The 19,087-nt window shown below is 53.2% G+C and carries 17 protein-coding genes; 7 read left to right on the top strand and 10 right to left on the bottom strand.

Going from position 1 to position 19,087, the window contains the following annotated elements:
- Window positions 1-42: 42 nt before the first annotated feature.
- Together JMV15_RS17895 and JMV15_RS17890 are read right to left on the bottom strand one after the other, a co-directional pair.
- Window positions 43-1,257, bottom strand: a complete 1,215-nt coding sequence (locus JMV15_RS17895; protein ID WP_042558379.1) for an aminopeptidase P family protein — start codon at window positions 1,255-1,257, stop codon at window positions 43-45.
- Between the two features lie 114 nt (window positions 1,258-1,371).
- On the bottom strand, window positions 1,372-2,298 hold the full coding sequence (locus JMV15_RS17890; RefSeq protein WP_042558380.1) for a LysR substrate-binding domain-containing protein: 927 nt from the start codon (window positions 2,296-2,298) through the stop codon (window positions 1,372-1,374).
- A 178-nt stretch (window positions 2,299-2,476) separates the two neighbouring features.
- Between JMV15_RS17890 and JMV15_RS17885 the strand changes: the two genes are divergently transcribed.
- The 7 genes from JMV15_RS17885 (at window position 2,477) to JMV15_RS17855 (ending at window position 10,093) form a co-directional block, all read left to right on the top strand.
- Window positions 2,477-3,328, top strand: a complete 852-nt coding sequence (locus JMV15_RS17885; protein WP_042558381.1) for a transporter substrate-binding domain-containing protein — start codon at window positions 2,477-2,479, stop codon at window positions 3,326-3,328.
- Between the two features lie 30 nt (window positions 3,329-3,358).
- A complete protein-coding gene (locus JMV15_RS17880) occupies window positions 3,359-4,009 on the top strand; it encodes an amino acid ABC transporter permease (protein ID WP_042558382.1) in 651 nt (216 codons plus the stop codon).
- 9 nt (window positions 4,010-4,018) lie between these two features.
- Window positions 4,019-4,678 (top strand): amino acid ABC transporter permease, encoded by a 660-nt coding sequence (locus JMV15_RS17875; protein ID WP_042558383.1) that lies wholly within the window; start codon window positions 4,019-4,021, stop codon window positions 4,676-4,678.
- Window positions 4,679-4,686: 8 nt separating this feature from the next.
- Window positions 4,687-5,484, top strand: a complete 798-nt coding sequence (locus JMV15_RS17870) for an amino acid ABC transporter ATP-binding protein (protein WP_042558384.1) — start codon at window positions 4,687-4,689, stop codon at window positions 5,482-5,484.
- A 151-nt stretch (window positions 5,485-5,635) separates the two neighbouring features.
- Window positions 5,636-6,244: a type 1 glutamine amidotransferase family protein gene (locus tag JMV15_RS17865; RefSeq protein WP_052491505.1), complete on the top strand. Its 609-nt coding sequence runs from the start codon at window positions 5,636-5,638 to the stop codon at window positions 6,242-6,244.
- 999 nt (window positions 6,245-7,243) lie between these two features.
- Window positions 7,244-8,455: a M24 family metallopeptidase gene (locus JMV15_RS17860; protein ID WP_042558385.1), complete on the top strand. Its 1,212-nt coding sequence runs from the start codon at window positions 7,244-7,246 to the stop codon at window positions 8,453-8,455.
- Between the two features lie 297 nt (window positions 8,456-8,752).
- Window positions 8,753-10,093, top strand: coding sequence for an MFS transporter (locus tag JMV15_RS17855; protein WP_042558386.1), 1,341 nt, complete (start codon window positions 8,753-8,755; stop codon window positions 10,091-10,093).
- 89 nt (window positions 10,094-10,182) lie between these two features.
- Here JMV15_RS17855 and JMV15_RS17850 read toward each other — a convergent pair whose 3' ends face one another.
- The 8 genes from JMV15_RS17850 to JMV15_RS17815 all read right to left on the bottom strand — a co-directional run bounded on the left by JMV15_RS17850 (window position 10,183) and on the right by JMV15_RS17815 (window position 19,074).
- Window positions 10,183-11,202, bottom strand: coding sequence for a GlxA family transcriptional regulator (locus JMV15_RS17850; protein WP_169864294.1), 1,020 nt, complete (start codon window positions 11,200-11,202; stop codon window positions 10,183-10,185).
- A gap of 486 nt (window positions 11,203-11,688) precedes the next feature.
- On the bottom strand, window positions 11,689-12,603 hold the full coding sequence (locus JMV15_RS17845) for a polysaccharide deacetylase family protein (RefSeq protein WP_223816864.1): 915 nt from the start codon (window positions 12,601-12,603) through the stop codon (window positions 11,689-11,691).
- Window positions 12,604-12,641: 38 nt separating this feature from the next.
- Complete coding sequence (locus JMV15_RS17840; RefSeq protein ID WP_042558387.1) at window positions 12,642-13,568, bottom strand: ABC transporter permease; 927 nt, start codon at window positions 13,566-13,568, stop codon at window positions 12,642-12,644.
- Window positions 13,558-14,658 carry an ABC transporter permease gene (locus JMV15_RS17835; RefSeq protein WP_042558388.1) on the bottom strand — a complete coding sequence of 367 codons (1,101 nt, stop codon included), beginning with the start codon at window positions 14,656-14,658 and terminating at the stop codon, window positions 13,558-13,560. Before JMV15_RS17835 ends, JMV15_RS17840 begins: the two co-directional genes overlap by 11 nt.
- Complete coding sequence (locus JMV15_RS17830; RefSeq protein WP_042558389.1) at window positions 14,655-16,172, bottom strand: ABC transporter ATP-binding protein; 1,518 nt, start codon at window positions 16,170-16,172, stop codon at window positions 14,655-14,657. The genes JMV15_RS17835 and JMV15_RS17830 overlap by 4 nt, the downstream gene beginning before the upstream one ends.
- Window positions 16,172-17,179: a BMP family protein gene (locus JMV15_RS17825; protein ID WP_162184574.1), complete on the bottom strand. Its 1,008-nt coding sequence runs from the start codon at window positions 17,177-17,179 to the stop codon at window positions 16,172-16,174. Before JMV15_RS17825 ends, JMV15_RS17830 begins: the two co-directional genes overlap by 1 nt.
- A gap of 496 nt (window positions 17,180-17,675) precedes the next feature.
- The gene (locus JMV15_RS17820; RefSeq protein ID WP_042558390.1) at window positions 17,676-18,281 is read right to left on the bottom strand and encodes a cupin domain-containing protein; all 606 of its coding nucleotides are present in this window, start codon (window positions 18,279-18,281) and stop codon (window positions 17,676-17,678) included.
- Between the two features lie 82 nt (window positions 18,282-18,363).
- Window positions 18,364-19,074 carry a DUF1989 domain-containing protein gene (locus tag JMV15_RS17815; protein WP_042558391.1) on the bottom strand — a complete coding sequence of 237 codons (711 nt, stop codon included), beginning with the start codon at window positions 19,072-19,074 and terminating at the stop codon, window positions 18,364-18,366.
- Between the last annotated feature and the right edge of the window lie 13 nt (window positions 19,075-19,087).

The following is a 19,087-nucleotide window of genomic DNA, read 5'->3' as shown; positions in this document are numbered from 1 at the left end:
TTGGAACTTCTTGATCAATTGAACCGCTCTGGACGTTAATTGCTAGGGAAGATTGATTATATTGTGCTCAGGCCCAGAGCCTAATTTCGTAATATTTTCCGCACCCCTGTCATTTACAATGAGCACGCTGCCCTCTCGATATCCCCCAGCACCTGGCGTACCTTCCGGTAGCATTACCATTGGTGTCATCGATACCACCATGCCCGGTTCTAGCACCGTCTCGATATCTTCGCGCAATTCGAGCCCAGCCTCCCGTCCGTAATAGTGGCAAAGGACTCCATTTGAGTGACCGTAACCAAATGTGCGATATTTGAGCAGATCCGCTTGTAGATAGATTTCATTTAGCTCTGCCGCAATATCGCAGCAACGAACCCCTGGTCTGATTATCTCCTGCCCGCGTTGGTGTACTTTGCAGTTGATTTCCCATATGCGACGCTGCTGGGCATTTGGCTCACCCAAAAAAGCCGTTCGTTCTAATGAAGAAAAATAGCCTGCGATCATCGGAAAACAGTTAACTGAAAGTATATCCCCGGATTTAACTCGACGACTGGTAACGGGATTATGTGCACCATCGGTGTTCAGACCGGATTGAAACCACGTCCACGTGTCGCGTAACTCGCAGTAAGGCATACGCCTAGCAATTTCCCTAGTCATTGCAGACGTCCCCGCAATGGCTACCTCGTACTCAGGCACACCTTCAGATATCGCGTCTAAACAAGCCGCACCTCCTACGTCCGCTACCGCTGCACCAATACGAATCAGCTGGATTTCTTCGATTGACTTGAACATACGAATACGGTTGGTGCCAGGCGCGATGTCAACCAGTTCCGCATTATCAAGAGCGGCTTCGATCTTGCGAAATTTATCGAGGGATAGATGATCGAACTCTACGCCTATACGGCGAGATTTTAATGGGATTGCTTTACGTAGAGCAACGAAATAGTTATCACGCTCCCAGTCTGTATAGACAAGATTATCTCCCCAGCTGCGGCGATAACCTTGGCCTCCATCAATATTGGTTGTGATAAGAATGGAGCTATCGTGCGTTACTACTAATGCGTAGCTACGCCCAAACTCGCAGAAGAGGAAGTCGCCAAAATAGTTTATGTTGTGTATTGAACTCAATACAATGGCGTCCAAACTGGTGCTGGTCATATGCTGACGTAACAGCTGAAGGCGTCGGGACATTTCCTTCACACTGAAAGTAGACCGTGTTTTAGGTCCATTTTGAAGTGTAATGTAATTAGGCATGCTCATGCCGAGGTTCCTGTCTAGTGAAGGCAGCGCGTAGCATCTCCTTCACGCCCAATAGGAACAAATGACGATTTTTAATTCCGTACTATTAGCAGAGCTTATGGCTGAGACAGATATCTAGCTGCCCAGGTTCAAGCGCCGCTGCGACAGATGCTGCTCCACCTCGCTCTTGATCCACTTCTTTAGCGCCTGAACCCGAGGGCGGTCTTCATGAATGCTGGGGTGCACTAGCCATACTTGGCCATCTTGCATTACCTCAGGGAACGGCCTGACCAAGGTACCGTTTGCTATCTCTTTTGCACACAGCGAATGCCGCATTAACGCGACCCCCTGACCATCACAAGCCGCCTGCAACACAAGGTCTGCCCGTGAAAATGAGCAGCCTCCACGGGTATTGATATCGTAGCGGCTGTGCCGGGAGAAAAAAGCGTCCCAGTTGGTGCTGTAGGCAGCGTGAGGCATAGAGTCATGTAACAAGATTGTCTGGCACAAATCACCATAATCTTTGATTTCTACTCGTGCCAACAAATCCGCGCTGGCTACTGGATAAACGAGGTCATCGAATAGGTGTAGCTGAGAGAGTTTGGCATTGTCAGTCCAAGCGCAGCTGATTGCCAAGTCGACGCCGTCGCTATTGAAATTAGGGGTACTCAGATCCGCTTCTACCTCCAACTGTATGCCAGGGTAGGCTTGATTGAAGGATGGCATCCGCGGCAGCAACCACTTGCTAGCGAAGGAGGGCATAACGCGCACTTTTAGCGTGCCACTTAGCTCTTCATCTCCAATTTGGTGCAAAGTCATTCCTAAAAGCCTCAACGCTTGGTCGACTCCGACGTGCAAGCGTTCACCGCGTTGCGTAAGCCTCAAACCCCGAGGCAGGCGATAAAAAAGCTCATAGCCCAGTTCCTGCTCAAGCGCTTGAATCTTCTGGCTTACAGCGCTTTGTGTAAGGAACAGGTCTTTTGATGCGCGAGTGAAGCTCAAGTGCCGTGCAGCAGCATCGAAGTAGCGCAATCCCTCAAGAGAAGGTAGGGCACGAGACATGACGAGGCTCCAGCTGTTGGGATTTTACCGGTACAAGCATGAGTCATGCCGACATTAGTAAACCTAATGAGTCGACGTTAAAAATAGCCGTTTGTTCATGATTTCGGTTGTGGACATGCTGTGTGAACGCCAACCGGTTCGCCCACTTCTACTCGTAACTCATCGAAAGGATCGCGTCATGAGACCACTGTACTCGCTGCTGACCCCATTGTTAGTTGGCACTTTAGTGTCCTTTGCAGCTGTTGAGGCTAAGGCTGATTTACTTTCTGACATCAAGGGGCGTGGCGAGATTGTCGTCGCAACCGAAGCACGTTATGCGCCTTTTGAGATGATCGAGGACGGTAAAATTGTCGGGTACGGGAAAGACTTACTCGACGCGATTATGCTTGATTTGCCCGGGGTTAAACTTAAACAATTAGATGTTCCATTTCAGGGCATACTTCCTGGATTATCCAGCAAAAGATTCGACTTCGTAGCCACGTCACTTACTATAACTAAGGCGCGCGCAGAAAGTTTTGCTTTTACCTTGCCTTTCTCCACTGCTAGTGTGGCAGTATTGAAGCGTAAAGGAGACGCCCGGATCAATAGTGCCGAAGATTTGATTGGCATGGTAGTAGGAAGTCAAGCCGGGGCACCACAAATCGACGTGCTCAAGGAGTATGAGCGGACTGTACTACAGCCGACGAAGAACTCGGGCGTGAAAGAAATCAAGGCATTTATGGACTATAATGAGGCTTATGCGGCTTTGGCCTCCCGTCGTGTCGATGCAGTCGTTCAATCCCTACCCAATCTCGCGCCTTTAATCAAGGAGCGTGGAGATGTATTTGAAATTGTACAGCCTCCCTTCGGACCGCCGACATACTATGCGTGGGCCGGTCGTAAAGATGCTGACAGCGCCTCTCTTGTTAAATTTTTTAGTGACGGTATTGCAAAGCTGAACGCAAGCGGTGAGTTAGCCAAACTTCAGCGCAAATGGTTCGGCTTCGAAATGCCTCTACCTACTGATGCTGTTCCAGCACCGATAAACTGAATGCAGTAATGCTAATCGGGAAAATTAGGTATGTTTGATTTAACAGCTACAGCCCACTATTTGCCACAGCTTTTGGCAGGCCTATTTACCACACTATGGGTATCTTTGACCGCTATTGCGTTAGGGCTGGTGATGGGCTGGGCTGTTTGTCTTGGTCTGATGAGTGAGCGTAGGTGGCTCCGGATGTTTTGCGCTGTTTATGTAAGCTTCTTTCGAGGCACGCCTTTGTTGGTACAGCTTGTTCTAGTGTTTTATGCACTACCTTCTATCGGAATAAGTTTACCTCCACTGGCGGCCGCGATTGTCGCATTAACTTTGAACAGTGGAGCCTTCCAAGGTGAAATATTGCGCTCCGGTTTCCAGCTTCTGCCATACGGTCAAACTGAGGCGGCCAGAGATCTTGGTCTGTCGCGCTGGCAAGCATTGATTTATATTAAAACACCTCAAGTGTTGAAGGCCATGTTGCCTGCTCTTGTAAACGAAACTATCGATATCATTAAAAATTCCTCATTGATTTCTGCTGTCGCTGTACATGAGCTTATGAGGACAGCTCAAACCCTTGCCTCAACTACCTACCGCCCCATCGAATTCTTTATCGTGACCGGGCTGCTTTACTTGGCTCTAACAATGGCGACTGGACGGGTGGGTAACTGGCTGGAAGCTAGGCTAAAAATTGCGTAGGAGGTGCCTTTGATCGGCATTGGTCTGTTTGACGAGTACGGTGGCTCAATCCTAGCTGGGATTTGCGTTACGCTGAAAATGAGTATCGGGGGAATTGCGCTGGGGATGGTTTTGGGCTTGGTGTTACAGAGTTTATACAAGCCTGATAACAAGCCATTTGCCTTTTTATACCAGCTGTATTTAAATGTTTTTCGGGGTACGCCGCTTCTTCTACAATTATTTTTGGTTTTCTATGGGGGACCATACATAGGTATTGAATGGACTGCAGAAACCGTAGGATTGATAGGTCTAGGGTTGTATGGTGCAGCCTATTTTGCAGAGATATTTCGTGCCGGACGTGAGTCAATTCCACAAGGTCAACTCGAAGCTGCAAGAGATCTGGGACTGACAGGTACCCAGGTATTTCGCGTTGTGCTGTGGCCGCAGATGATGGCTCGGTGCGTACCAGCAGTCGTCGGGCAGACGATAATTCTACTAAAGGAGTCGTCTGTTTTGTCGATTATAACAGTCGCTGAGTTAACTAACGTGGCGATGACAATTGCTGTTCAGAGCTACTCCATGCTGGAGCCATATACGATATTGGCGTTGACGTATTGGGCTATTGCCATTGTACTAGCTGGCATTGGTTCCAGAGCTGAGCGGCATTTTAAAAATTATCTGCAGCGCTGAGGTTATGCATGTCCAATTCATACGCTATAGAAATTCGTGATTTGCAAAAAAGCTATGGTCAACATGAAGTGCTCAAAGGCATTTCACTCACCGTCGCGAAAGGCGAGGTGGTTAGCATCATCGGAGGTTCTGGATCTGGTAAATCAACGTTGCTGAGATGTATAAATTTTCTTGAAGAATATGACGGTGGTGAGGTACTGGTAAATAACCGCCTTATTGGTTACGGAAGCTCTGTTACTGGAGGTTTGTACCAATTGCCCGAAAACATAATCCAGAGTTCGCTTCGCAAGGTGTGCATGGTTTTTCAACAGTTCAATCTATGGCCACATATGCGTGTTCTTGATAATATTGCCACCCCCTTGAGGCTTGTAAAAAAAATGCCGAAACTTGCGGCATATGCGATGGCGGAGGCCCAGCTTGAAAAGGTCGGTCTCGCTCATAAGGCTTCAAGCTACCCGAGTCAACTCTCCGGAGGTCAACAGCAACGGGTGGCAATAGCCAGAGCGTTGGCGATGGAACCCAGCATTATGCTCTTTGACGAGCCTACCTCAGCTTTAGACCCCGAATTAGTAGGAGAGGTGCTCAATGTCATTAAGGACGTGGCGAGTGAAGGTATGACATTAGTCATCGTGACGCATGAGATGGGATTCGCGGCAAAGGTATCGGATAAAGTCGTCTTTCTCGCTGATGGTCGCGTAGAGGAACAGGGACCTCCTAGCCAGATATTTGGGGCTCCTACCAGCCCTCGCTTACTTCAGTTCCTTACGTCATGGAATGAGCGGCAGAATGGTGGCAGTGTAAATTGAATTGCATTTACATCAATGGTCTTACTTTGTGATCAAGCTATCGTCTGATCTCTTTCCAGAAATATTAGTTGCTAAATGTTATATTGTGCGGTGTCGCGTTTGAGCATGGTTCCGAGGATGCAGAAAAGTGCCTAGATTTCCTGGAGGTGACTTGGATATTGTGAAAGTTGGGTTCTTGCTCACTGAGGGGTTTGACCTATATTCATTAGCGAATGCTATACAGCCACTACGATCCGCTAATCATGTAGCAGGCTTTCAGCTTTGTGAATGGCAAATTCTCAGTTTAGAAGGGGGCACGCTTAACGCAAGCAGCGGCATAGCTACTGAAACTACTCGGCTGGACCATGCGCAGTTATTTAATGTGTTGATCCTGTGTACCGCCGAGAATATACATTCCGATACGGATTACGATGATATCAGGCAGCGGCTGGACCATTGGAGCACCGAGCCTGTTGATCTGGGGGCCTTCGGCGGTGCGGGCTGGTTGTTGGCAATGAGTGGCGCGCTAAATGGTTTTCGTTGCAGCCTTCCTGAAATAGGATACTCCCAGCACCTCGGTATTTACAAAGACATCAAGTTTGTCACCGCGCCATTCTGTGTCGACCGTGGACGCCTAACATGTATTGGCCGCCAAGCTGTTCAAGGGCTCATGTGCGAATTTCTAGCACAAGAGTATGGGGGATACATGATGTTAGAAGTTGAAAAGAATCTGGCAGTTAAACTAGGCGCAAGTGGTACGATCCCTCAGGTCCGAACTTAATTCCAGATAACCGTTATGAAGTGGCTTATCGATGTAGATTTAAGAGACAGAGCCCTGGGTGTTTTGTGTGGCCGATTCGAAAGTGCTCAACCGTTCGCATATCAATGTTATTTACTTCTAGACCGAAATTATCCATCGCCAAGCTTGTTTCGGTAATCTCTCTACCACCGTGGCCATACCCTTATCCTGAGATTGATCGGGCTAGCATGAAGATCTGCCTCGGCAAGGATGTTATCGTTAATATCATGATATCCGCTAATGAATCGCATCCATCGCCCATTCTGGAAGCCGGTCTGCACATCTGAGATGTGTTGGGCTACTCGGAACTCAAGCGCTTTTTCGCTCTGATCACCGATAACAGCGCAAATACGCTGCACTTGGCAGACCCCTACAGGCTAGCGGTCAGGCGGCCTGCTAATGTTTGATCCTGTCCGCTCCAGGCGCCTACGTAATAATCTGTAGTCTGATGTTACTCCACAAGGCAAAGTCATGATGGTGGGCAGCTGGGCGCGCATAACTCCGATAGGCCTGTCTGCTGGAAGTAGTGCTATCTATATCTGGCGTCAGTGCGGCTGATGATGTTGCAATTCACTAATCAAGGCGCACGCGAAATCAGCCAAGCTGACGTCACAAATCGGCGACGTTCAATTACCGACCTCCAGACATTCTGCCTTTTCCAAGCTAGCTCGACGTATCGAGATGATGACGTAGTTGCCTGAGATTTGACTGGCGTCCCCTGGCGTCGAATAGCCCGCACAACCTGTCCGTCGCAGCCTCACGCGCGACGTGCTGAGTGTTGATGGACGTATGCCATCCAAAACGTCGCGCTGTGGAGCACTTTTTTTGATTAGGCCTGAGTTCGCCTTCGAAAATAGCGGGTCTGGCCAATTACAGGTCGGATTCGCACAAAAAATCCTAGTTCGCATCTGTTCGAATGATGTTCAGCGGCCAGCCAGAGTGGCGTCTTATGTCGCTCAATCAACGACAAGGATAAATGACATGCAAATGCCTAAAACGATCCAGATCAAGAACGGCGAAAAAGTAAAATCGACGTTTTCGGTTCAGGAGTACGCCAATCGACAGGCCAAATTGCGAGCGTATCTAGCGCAAAACAATATTGATGCGGCAGTATTCACGTCCTATCACAACATCAACTACTACAGCGATTTCCTGTTTTGCTCTTTCGGTCGCCCGTACGCGCTGGTCGTTACCCAAGACAGTGCCGTTACCATCAGCGCCAACATCGATGGCGGTCAGCCTTGGCGCCGCACCGTGGGCACTGAGAACATCATTTACACAGACTGGCAGCGCGATAATTATTTCGTCGCGATTCAGCAAGCTTTGCCGAAAGCTGGACGCATTGGCATCGAATTTGACCATCTGAACCTGCTCAATCGCGACAAACTTGCCAGTCGTTACCCGCAGGCCGAACTGGTGGATATCGGTGCACCTTGCATGCGTATGCGCATGATCAAATCCGCCGAAGAGCATGAAATCATCCGTCATGGTGCCCGCGTGGCAGACATCGGTGGCGCAGCAGTCGTGGAAGCCTTGCGTGATCAGGTGCCGGAGTATGAAGTCGCCTTGCACGCTACCCAGGCGATGGTGCGCGAAATTGCCCGCACCTTCCCGGACTCCGAACTGATGGACACTTGGACCTGGTTCCAGTCTGGCATCAACACCGACGGTGCTCATAACCCGGTGACCTCGCGCAAGGTTAACAAGGGCGACATCCTGAGCCTCAATTGCTTCCCGATGATCGCTGGTTATTACACTGCGCTGGAACGCACAATGTTCCTGGACCATTGCTCCGACGAGCATCTCCGTTTGTGGGAAGTGAACGTTAAAGTGCACGAGGCCGGCCTGAAACTAATCAAGCCGGGCATGCGCTGCTGCGATATCGCTCTGCAACTCAACGAGATTTTCCTTGAGCACGATCTGCTGCAATACCGCACCTTCGGCTACGGCCACTCCTTCGGTACACTGAGCCATTACTACGGCCGCGAAGCTGGGTTGGAACTGCGCGAAGACATTGACACGGTACTGGAGCCGGGGATGGTGGTTTCCATTGAACCGATGATCATGCTGCCTGAAGGCCTTCCGGGCGCGGGCGGTTACCGCGAACATGACATATTGATCGTCAACGAGCAGGGCGGGGAAAACATCACCAAATTCCCGTATGGCCCGGAACATAACATCATCAAGAAGTGAGATTAGGCGCCGCACAGTGAACCTGTGCGGCGTTTTCTTTTGTTAATAGTAAAAGTATAGGAAATACCGTCCCGGCGGCTGAGTTAAACCGGAAAAACCAACGCGTGCACGATAATATCGCGCATCATTTACTGACCCTTAACCCTGCCAAGTAAAACAATAGAGGGTATTTGTCATGTACTACGTCACGATTCCGGCCACGGGCTCGAAGCAGTTCAATTTCCATACCGCTTCTGGTAGCGATACAGCGTTGCCTCTTCATTCCGATAACAGCACCTCTACCCCCGGAGGTGCGCAATGAGCACCCAAAACGCAAGTCTGACGCCGATCCTGGAACAGCAGCTTGAACGGATTTCCGAGCGCAAGGCACTGCGGCGCGCGGCCAGTGCCAGCTTCATGGGCAACTTCGTCGAATGGTTCGACTACGCGGCCTACGGCTATTTGGCAACCGTGATTGCACTGACGTTTTTTCCGCAGACCGACAAGGCGACCGGGCTGCTGGCAACCTTCGCGGTGTTTGCGCTGTCGTTTTTCGTTCGCCCGCTGGGAGGGCTAGTCTGGGGTCACTTCGGAGACAAGTACGGGCGGCGCAGCGCGTTGTCCTGGTCGATTCTGATCATGTCAATCTCGACCTTCTGCATCGGTATCCTGCCGACTTACAACCATATTGGTCTGTGGGCACCCGCTCTGTTGTTACTAATCCGCTTGTTTCAGGGCTTTTCCGCTTCCGGAGAGTACGCTGGGGCATCAGCCTTTCTGGCCGAGTATGCCCCTGAGGGTAAACGCGGTTTGTATACCAGCATCGTGCCGGCGAGTACTGCTGCCGGCTTGTTGTTCGGCGCAGTGTTCGTGGCCGGTTTGCATTCGTGGATGAGCGTTGAGGATCTGCACAGTTGGGGCTGGCGTTTGCCCTTCCTGCTGGCGGCGCCGTTCGGTCTAGTCGGGCGTTACATCCGTATGAGTTTGCAAGACACACCCAAATTTCTAGAGATGGAAAAACGCCTCGAGGCCAAGGAATGCGCGACCCACGCTCCGGTTCGCGAACTTTTGACCTTACACCGGCGTAGCGTGATTATCGGCATCGGTGTGACATGCTTGAATGCGGTAGCGTTCTACCTGTTGCTCAGTTATATGCCGACCTACCTGTCTACCGAGATGGGCATGAGCGAGAGCGATTCGTTCATGGCGTCGACTGTGTCGTTGGCGACCTACATCGGGCTGATTTTCCTGATGGGCAAGCTGTCGGATCTGTTCGGACGCAAGGCCATGTTGCTGACCGCATCGGTGCTGTTTCTGGCGCTTACATGGCCGCTGTTCGGCATGTTGAACAACCAGCCGCTGATCGTCATCCTGATGATCCAGATAGCCTTCGGCGCGATCCTGGCGATGAACGACGGCACCTTGCCGTGCTTCCTCGCCGAGATATTCCCGACCCGCGTGCGCTTCAGTGGTTTTGCCTTCAGCTTCAATATCGCCAATGCGGTGTTCGGCGGTACGGCGCCATTTATTGCGACTTGGCTGATTCAGCTGACCGGTAATAAAATGGCACCAGCCTGGTATCTGCTGGCGGCCGCCGCTGTAGCGTTAATTGCCATGCTGGCGAGCCGCGAGACTGCGCATAAAGCTTTGCAAGACTGACCCGAACGTCACAACCCAATATATAGGGGGCATAGCCTGTTCAGTGGAGTCCTCGCGGTCGCCATTGCGATGAGGATACGCCCTATAAATTAATGCATCGCAGCCACTTGCTTGCGTTCGCCGAGGGGTGATATCCCGAAGAAACGGCTGTAGCATTTGGAGAAGTGCGCAGGGGAGATAAAGCCGCAAGCGAGGGCGATATCACGAACTTGCGACTCGCTGCGCAGTAGCAATTGTCTCGCTCGCGACAGGCGCAGTTCCAGGTAATACTGACTCGGCGTGCGTTGTAGGTGCTTGTGAAACAACCGCTCTAGGTGCCGTACCGACACTTCGTTCAATCGCGCGAGCTCCTCAAGGCCCAACGGCTCCTCAAGATTGGCCTCCATGATTGCCACCATCTGGCTGAGCTTAGGTTGAGAGGTGCCCAGTTTCTGTCGTAATGGCACACGCTGCTGTTCCTGCGCGCCCCGGACCCGATCACACAGTAGCAACTCGGCTGCATGGGCTGCAATTTCGCGACCACCGGGTTCGCGCGCTATCAACTGCAGTGTCATGTCCATAGAGGCCACGCCGCCTGAGCACGTGTAGCGATCGCGATCAAGCTCAAACAACTGATTGGAAATAATGATGCCCGGGAAACGCTCCTTCAAAGCTTCGATGTCTTCCCAGTGAATAGTGCAGCGATAACCCTTAAGTAAGTTTGCGCGCGCCAATAAGTGGCTTCCAGTGCAAATCCCGCCTAGGGGCACTTGATCATGCGCCAGCTTACGGAGCCAGTTGAGTAGCGGTAGGCTGCTGTGATTAGAGACGATAGGGTTTGATCCGACAACGAACAGCATATCCAGCTTTGGTGCATCGGTGATGGTGTAGTCGGGCAGCAGGCGCATGCCGTTGCTGGCCATGACCGGCTCCATGTTGGCAGCGATGATAACCGTGCGGAACATCGTTTGACGCGCCGCCATATTGGCTATGCGCAAGGTTTCCACAGCGGAAGCGAAGCCGATAGTGGTGAAATTTGGTATGACCAAAAAACCAACGGTTTTCAATGGCCGATGTTCATCAACCGAACGCCCTGCGACAGGGTGGAGGGACGCGTGGAGTTTCGCCATCGATAGCGCTCCTCAAGGTATAAGTGACGCGTTCTGCAGCAATCTGCCGACATTCGGCATCATCTGGTTCTGGGATTGTTAGCAGGTTTTGGCTCTTGATCTTACCCTGCATGTCGGGCCTATGCGTAACGGCCTTTTTGCTTTTTTATTTTGGGCATGGAGCGTCCATTTTGTTACCCATCTGCCATGGCGTCCGTACCAGAAAATGTGATTGGGGTGGTGCTCCGTAATGGCCACTTGTTAAATCGCTGGGCGTAATAGCAGCTTTGTCTAGGTAACCCTCTAATACTCGACGTTGAAGTGCGCTGCTGTGAATTCGACGCGCGGGCATTTTAGTCAATTGCGAATTCTGTCAGTTGTAGTTAACGACTCGTCGCCGAAATGGACATGTGGGTAAGTGAGTTGACTGTGTATTTTTATAGGTTTAAGGAATTGCCTGTGGTGGTCAGGCAGTCGCCTGATGGCGACCGCTAATCAGCGTTTTGGCTAATATTTGTCAAACTTGACGGGGCCGTCGTACGGCGGCATACGCTCCACCCGCAGATTTGCCGACCCTTGGTCATGTACTTGACTTACATGCGCGGCGATTTCTTCCAGCGTGGCGAACCACACTCCACCTTTGGCCTGCATGTATTCAATGAAGCGCACCGCCTCATGCCAGCGGGCGAGGCGGCCGCTTACGAACGGATGCCAGACTGCAACCAGAAGCCCTCCGTGCTCCCACATCGCATCAAACTCGGCCTTGTAAACGGAGATGGCTTCCTGAGGCGAACGGATCGGCATGCTGTAGTCGATGTCGCTCATGTGCACGTACGGCGGCCAGTCATCCATCGCCCAATGGGTCGGTAGCTCTACCAGTTGGCCGGTTTTGCCTTGCAGGATGTACGGGATATCGTCGCCCATCAACGAGGCGTCGTACTTGAAGCCTTCGGCAATCAACAGGTCTGTGGTAGCGGGCGAGAAGTTGTATAGCGGGGCGCGGAAACCTCGGGGTTTCTGGCCTGTGTGGCGTTCGATGATATCGATAGATTTACGCAGCCAGAACAGCTCTTCCTCTTCGCTGATTTCGTTGACGTGCTCATGGATGTAGCCATGGTGTCCGATTTCATGACCGTCCTTGACCATCGCTTCGACCGCGGCCGGATATTGCTCAATGCACCAGGCAGGAACGAAGAATGTCTGTTTCAGACCCAGGTCCCGGTAGGATTGCAGGATTCGCGGTACGCCGACTTTCGGTCCGTATTGCAGGGTTGAAATGGTGCTGACCCGCTTATGGCTGTCTGCGGGGCGATGCAGGTGCAGGAAGCTGTCGGCGTCCATGTCGAAGGTGATCGCCACGGCGCATCGCGCGCCGCCAGGCCACGGAATAGGGTTGTTGATCATGCTTGCAGGTTTGCTCATGTCGGTACCTGTTAAAAACTGAAAGTCGAGGCGAAATGCTATTTGCCACCGCGCTTGAAGTATTCACCTGCGGCGGCCGGAGGCCTGATCTTTCCGGCGAAGATCACCAGTGCGGCAATGGATGCGACATAAGGCAGCACCACGAACAGCTGATAGGGCACATCCGGATGACCAAATTGCAAACGCAGTTGCAGTGCATCGGCCAGGCCGAACAACAGACAGGCAGCTAGTGCGCCCACTGGATTCCATCGACCTAGAATCAATGCCGCCAGGGCAATGAAGCCTTTGCCCGCGCTCATGTGCTCGGTAAACATGAAGACTTGTGACAGCACCAAATAGCAGCCACCCAGTCCGGCGATCACACAAGAGCCCACAACGCTTAAAAAACGAATCCGGAATACGTTCAATCCGGCGCTATCGGCGGCTCTTGGATACTCACCGGTGGCGCGCAGGTTCAGGCCCCACGAAGTGCGGAATAGAAGCCACCAGGCAAGTGGCACCAGGCCGTATAGCAGATAGACAAGTAAATTCTGCTGGAACAGAATATCGCCGATCACCGGGATCGACGCCAGCCCCGGAACAGGCAATGTCGTGAAGCCCGGCAACAATGCTGAAGCAGCTTGCTCGCTGAACGCCATGCGTGCGAAGAAAGAGGTCATGCCAATGACCAGCATGTTGATGGCGATACCCGCAACCATTTGGTTGATTGCCAGGCGCACCGTCATGGTTGCCAATAGCAGTCCGACCAGTCCCGCCGCAAGTAATCCACCCAGCAAACCTCCCCACACGCTTTGCAGGAAAAACGCACCTAGAGCCGCACCGAACGCGCCGCCCAGGACGCTGCCCTCCAGCGCCAGGTTGAACACCCCGGCACGTTCACACCAGATGCCGCCCAATGCCGCGAAAATTAGCGGGACGGCGAGGCGCAGTCCGGTGGCAAGAATATCCAGATAACTAGCGTCCATCGGTCAAACCCTCCGCTGTGTTTTGCTGGTTCGGGATGCTGGCCGTTTTCGCCAACGGGTTATTCCGCTTTTGCAGGTTTAATTTCCAGATCAGCCCGGCGGCGACAAAGATCACGATCAGCCCGCGCAATGCTTCTATCGCTGTCACATCTAGGCCGATGGCGCGTTGCATGTACTGCGCGCCAGTGCTCAGGCCTGCCAGGAAAAACGCCGAAAATGTCGCCAGCAAAGGATTCAGGCTGGCCATAAAGGCAACCACGATGCCGTCGTAGCCATAGCCGGGGCTGAACAGGTGATACAACCGGTATTTGACCCCGAGTACTTCTATCGCCCCCGCCAAGCCAGCGATGGCGCCACCTGCGATCATGCTGCCGATCAGGTTGCGGTTCACGGACATACCAGCGTAGCGCGCGGCTTGCGGGCTTTTGCCTACCGCCGTCATTGAAAAGCCGATGGTGGTGTATTTGAAGACGACAAAGGTCATCAAGCTCAAGAGCGCCGCAATCAGCACACCGATGTGAGTGTCAGTGTCCGACAGCAGCAGAGGCAGCCATAAGTCTTCGCTGATTTCTGCTGAGTAAGGGTAGGGCGCGCCTTCCTGCATCATTGGACCGCCTGCGAAATAGCTGACGATATTGATCGCCACGTAGTTCATCAGCAGCGTCACGATGACTTCATTGATGCCGCGTTTTGCCCTTAGATACCCTGGAATCGAGCCCCACAGGCCACCGCCCAGCATGCCTGCCAGCAGGCACAGCAGCACATGCAGCATCGCAGGCATCTGCGGCAGATACAGCGCGACGGCTGCCGCTGCCAGTCCACCGATATAGATCTGCCCCTCGGCACCGACATTGAGCAGCCCGCAACGCATGGGAATGATCACCGCAAGCCCGGCGAGCAGCATCGGGCACATTTTGACCAGGGTATCGGCCAGGCCGTGATAGTCGAAAAAGGCTCCTTTAAACAACGCTTGATAAGCAGCCATGGGATTTTTGCCAGCCGCTACGATGAGCAGCGAACCCAGGGCAAAGGCTGCAAGCACCGCCCAGACCATTCGCAGGCGATGCAGCCAGCGCCAGACTTCATTCATGACAAAACCTCTTGTGAAGCCGTGCTGGTCATCAGTGAACCAATCAGGTCCGCTGTGGCGTCGGCGCGATTCAGTACACCCGTCAGATGACCTGCGCACATCACGCCAATACGATCAGAAATCGCCATGACTTCTTCCAGCTCCGTCGATATGTAAAGCACCGCTTTGCCCGCTTGCCGCTGTTCGCGCACGACCCCTTGCACGGCTTCGATAGCACCGACATCCAAGCCTTTGCACGGCTGCATGACGATTAGCAGATCAGGGTCGCATTCGACTTCCCGGGCAAAAATCAGCTTTTGCTGGTTGCCTCCTGAGAGGAACCGTACTTGCTGGTCAACCGAGTGCATGCGCACGTCGTATCGGGAGCACCAGTCTTTGGTGATCTCCCGCGCGCGTTTTGTTTTGAGCAGGGCGAAACGCGAAAACGGTGAGCGTCGGTGATCGCGCAGCATGGCGTTTTCCCACAGCGTGAAATCCAGTACCAGCCCGGTGCTGTGGCGATCTTCGGGAACATAGCCGACCCTGAACCGTTTACGGCGGCTGGCGACATCGTGGCCAAGCATCGACTGGCCGCGCATGTAGACTTCCCCGGATTGCGCATGGCGCATTCCGGCGATCGTATCCGCAAGCTCCGCCTGGCCGTTGCCGTCAACGCCGACAATACCCAGCACTTCCCCCGCTCGAATCTCGAAGCTGACAGAATTCAACGCCTGAATGCCGCGATCATTATTGGCCGACAAAGCTCGTACCTTGAGCACAACCGGGCCCTGTACAACCATGGGAAGCTCAACGGGCTGGGCCAATTCACGGCCGACCATCAACCGGGAAATTTCCTGTGGCGTGCTTTCACTGACCTGAGCGTGTCCGACGACATTGCCCCGGCGCAGTACCGTCACCCGATCACAAACCCGAAACACCTCATCGAGCTTGTGCGTGATGAACAACATGGTTTTGCCCATCGAGCGCAGGTTATCCAGAATTTGTAGAAATGCGTCGATCTCGGTAGGGGCCAGAACGCTGGTGGGTTCATCCAGAATCAGCACTTCCACGTCCCGATACAGCGCCTTGAGGATTTCCACCCGCTGACGCATGCCTATCGGAAGTTGCCAGATCAGGCGATCAGGATCGACATTCAGGCCGACCTGAGCGCTCAGTTCTATCAGCTTGCGACGGTGATCAGTGAGTTTCAGCCGCAGGCCGCCCGGCAGGCCGAGGACGACGTTCTCCAGAACGCTCAGGTTATCCACCAGCATGAAATGCTGGTGGATCATGCCAATACCATCGGACAGGGCCTGACGGGGCGAGTCGATTGACAGCTCCCTACCATCAAGGCGAACCACACCGGAGTCCGGTTGGTAAAAGCCGTAGAGGATGTTCATCAGTGTGGTTTTACCCGCACCATTCTCACCCAACAGCGCATGGATACTGCCTTTGCTTACTCCCAGAGTGACGTCCTTCAGGGCCGTGAAGTCGCCGAATCGCTTGCCGATTCCCTCCAGTTGTAAATAGCTCATCAGGGTTTTACCGCCGCCGCGACTGCTGGCTGGCTGGCATTGCGCTGCTTGATGGTCTCGATCAATGCCGCGGCATCGGTCCTGGTCTGCTCGGATACTGCTTTGCCGTAGCTACCGAGGCGGAAGGCTTTGGGCGTTTCAAAGCCGTACACATAAGACTTGCCGCCCAGCGACGAGCTTTGCGCCTGAGTAAGCACCGTCAGCAGCGCACCGCGCATATCTAGCACGGCTGATTGCAGCAGGTTATCCGGCCAGTCACTCAACGCATCGTAGTAAATTCCGAACCCCTGTTTGTTCTCCTGACGGACTGCTTGCAGACTGCCAAGTACAGCGTTATCCATGGTTGGGAACACCACATCGGCTTTCTGCCCAATTAGATTCAAGGCCGCTTCTTTGCCTTTGGCCAGGTCATCCCAGTCGTTGGTCCATGCACTCAGGACCTGGCCCTGTGGTCGGGCGGCCTTGAAGCCTTCGACGAAACCGTCGTTGAGGTCGGAGTACGCTTTGATTTTTTGCGCACCGACAAAACCACCCACTCCGCTCAACGACGTTTTGCCGCCGATGTAGCCAATGACATAACCCATGTCCTTCATATCGAACGCCAGCGTCGAGACATTGCCGCCGCTTTTGGTGCCGTTTACCACCAGGAACTGGGTCTTGCTGTTGCGTTTGGCAACCCGGTCCACTGAATCCTGAAACTCGCCCCCATAACCAATCACCACGTCATAGCCGCGTCGGGCGTAGTCTGCCAAGGCTTGAGCCTGGTCTGGTTGCGGGACCTTTTCGCTGTAGGCCACATCTATCTTCAGTGCGTCGCGTGCCTGAATTACACCCTCATAACCGGACTGGTTGAAGGAACGGTCGGTGATGTTGCCGGCTAGCACAATGGCAACTTTCAACGGATCCGCAGCCACTGTCCCCGCGTAGGCACACGAGAAGGAGAGGGTGGTTATCGCTGCAATGCGAGCGAGCAAAGTGAAGCGAGTCGTGACGCTGGATTGGGTCATACGGTCCCCTGATTATAGTGGCTTACATTTAATTCAAGTTACTTGAATAATGTGAAAGCAATGTTCATGCCTGATTCGGAGGCACGATCTATTGCCCTGTAGCACCACAAAACCAAGGTCTTTCGCCAACCTGAATTGCGCCGGATTGAGGCGTCTGGGCGTAGGCTGCACTAATAGAAGACGGTGGCAGGATATTTATTCAAGGTGCTTGATGAATATTGTTGGTTCTGACGTTAAAGGCGCGTTGAGGGCGTTGTGGCCGGATGATTTGTCACCGATCCTGACATCGCCTACAGCACCGCAAATGCAACACCTGTATGAGCCAACGGCGTTGCGAGGCGGCGTGCTGACACTACTTTGCCAAAAAGGCTGCGCTCCCGATTTTCTCTGCAGATATGCATTTCAAATCAGAGCGGCGCATGTTGCGGGGTGGTGGGCGCTGCTGTCAGCGGCGGTGTCGACGAGGCGGACGTTGCCAAGTACCGAAAGCAGTTTGTTAGAAGGTAGCGGGCGTGTTGATCCAAAGTATGCGAACGACACTCTTGGTCGAGTTGCGATAGCCATGGGGTACGTTGCTGGGGAAGTGAAAGGAGTCGCCAGCATTCAGCGTGTAGGTGGTCTCGCCGAGAGTCAGGTCGAGGCTTCCCTCGATCACGTAACCCATCTCTTCACCAGCATGCTCGATCATGTCGCTGACCATGCCAGGGGAAACGATATGAATATCGCCTTGCAGCAGCCCGCCTTTTTGCAGATGGGTGATGCGTTCCAGATCGATATAGCCCTTGGCGGTGCCTTGTGCGAAACGACTCACTTGTCGACCGCCGGCGCGCAGCACGGGCTCTTCAGACTCCCAGTCTTCGGATGTCAGCTCGGACACGTTGCTGCCTAGCGCGAGTGCCAGGCGGTGCAGCATGGCCAGTGAAGGCGATGCGGCGTCGTTTTCCAGCTTGGAAATCAGGCTTTCGGAGCAGTTGGCAGCCTGGGCAACTTGCTTGAGAGTTAAGCCTGCCACCTTACGCGCATGGCGAAGGCGAACGCTCAAACTCGGCAGGGCATCGGAATGCTGGGATTTGGCTACTGGCGTTTTGCTGGGTGTGGACATGCATCCCTCGAAAAGTTTGTACGAAGTGAGCGACAGGCATCCTAGGGTTACGGGAGCCTGTCGTCTACTGGGGTACTGAAGATCAGCCGTGAACCGAGAAGGTAACTTCCACCGGGTTAAGGTCATTGATAGGCACAATGTCCTGAGGGCAGGCTGACATCACCACGATAACGTCCATGTCTGCACGGATTTCAACGTAGTCCCCGGCTGTGGATACCGGCGGCAGCCATTCAACAGTGTAATCAGGCTTGACCGGAATGTTCATCCACAGATTGAAAGGCTGCGGAACTTCATGGGAGCGCAGACCAATAGCCTGCAAGGCCAGACGCATGTTATCCGCGCAGCTGTCGTGATAACCCTCGACTCCCAGGTTGGTGTAGCGGTGCAGGTCACACGCAGCCATCAAGGTGTCGTGAATGCCGGGTGAGGTGTCGGTCAACAAGGTACCGATCGTGCGGCGGCGGTTACTGAACAGCGCGTCGCCAGTCTTGGGAATGATGCTGTTGCAATGCGCGCGAGCATGTTCCATCGATAGGAATTCGCTCATGTCTTCGCTGTTGAACAACCAGGTGTCACATACCTGGGTGCCGTGAGTGTTGACGATTTTGATGACCTGGCCAGCTTTCAGGCGGACGGCGCGGCCACAACGGGCAGGCACTGTGTAACTTTCGCCCAGGACTGGAGTGCCATCGGCCGAGATCGGTTCTTTCAACGTGGCGTTGATGCCCAGCGAGGAGCCATTGTCGGGCTGGCAGCAGGCCGGATAGTCGTGGCTATGGGTAATATTGGTCATATGAGTTCCTATG

It is taken from the genome of Pseudomonas paracarnis (assembly GCF_904063055.1).
Classification (GTDB): Bacteria; Pseudomonadota; Gammaproteobacteria; order Pseudomonadales; family Pseudomonadaceae; genus Aquipseudomonas; species Aquipseudomonas paracarnis.
This window is presented reverse-complemented; position numbering and strand designations above follow the sequence as displayed.

What these genes read in the sequence shown, in the direction of transcription:
- JMV15_RS17815 (WP_042558391.1), bottom strand. Translation starts at nt 19,074, where the DNA reads ATGACCAATATTACCCATAGCCACGACTATCCGGCCTGCTGCCAGCCC.
- JMV15_RS17855 (WP_042558386.1), top strand. Translation starts at nt 8,753, where the DNA reads ATGAGCACCCAAAACGCAAGTCTGACGCCGATCCTGGAACAGCAGCTT.
- JMV15_RS17870 (WP_042558384.1), top strand. Translation starts at nt 4,687, where the DNA reads ATGTCCAATTCATACGCTATAGAAATTCGTGATTTGCAAAAAAGCTAT.
- JMV15_RS17825 (WP_162184574.1), bottom strand. Translation starts at nt 17,179, where the DNA reads ATGACCCAATCCAGCGTCACGACTCGCTTCACTTTGCTCGCTCGCATT.
- JMV15_RS17845 (WP_223816864.1), bottom strand. Translation starts at nt 12,603, where the DNA reads ATGAGCAAACCTGCAAGCATGATCAACAACCCTATTCCGTGGCCTGGC.
- JMV15_RS17850 (WP_169864294.1), bottom strand. Translation starts at nt 11,202, where the DNA reads ATGGCGAAACTCCACGCGTCCCTCCACCCTGTCGCAGGGCGTTCGGTT.
- JMV15_RS17820 (WP_042558390.1), bottom strand. Translation starts at nt 18,281, where the DNA reads ATGTCCACACCCAGCAAAACGCCAGTAGCCAAATCCCAGCATTCCGAT.
- JMV15_RS17885 (WP_042558381.1), top strand. Translation starts at nt 2,477, where the DNA reads ATGAGACCACTGTACTCGCTGCTGACCCCATTGTTAGTTGGCACTTTA.
- JMV15_RS17840 (WP_042558387.1), bottom strand. Translation starts at nt 13,568, where the DNA reads ATGGACGCTAGTTATCTGGATATTCTTGCCACCGGACTGCGCCTCGCC.
- JMV15_RS17890 (WP_042558380.1), bottom strand. Translation starts at nt 2,298, where the DNA reads ATGTCTCGTGCCCTACCTTCTCTTGAGGGATTGCGCTACTTCGATGCT.
- JMV15_RS17835 (WP_042558388.1), bottom strand. Translation starts at nt 14,658, where the DNA reads ATGAATGAAGTCTGGCGCTGGCTGCATCGCCTGCGAATGGTCTGGGCG.
- JMV15_RS17880 (WP_042558382.1), top strand. Translation starts at nt 3,359, where the DNA reads ATGTTTGATTTAACAGCTACAGCCCACTATTTGCCACAGCTTTTGGCA.
- JMV15_RS17895 (WP_042558379.1), bottom strand. Translation starts at nt 1,257, where the DNA reads ATGAGCATGCCTAATTACATTACACTTCAAAATGGACCTAAAACACGG.
- JMV15_RS17830 (WP_042558389.1), bottom strand. Translation starts at nt 16,172, where the DNA reads ATGAGCTATTTACAACTGGAGGGAATCGGCAAGCGATTCGGCGACTTC.
- JMV15_RS17860 (WP_042558385.1), top strand. Translation starts at nt 7,244, where the DNA reads ATGCAAATGCCTAAAACGATCCAGATCAAGAACGGCGAAAAAGTAAAA.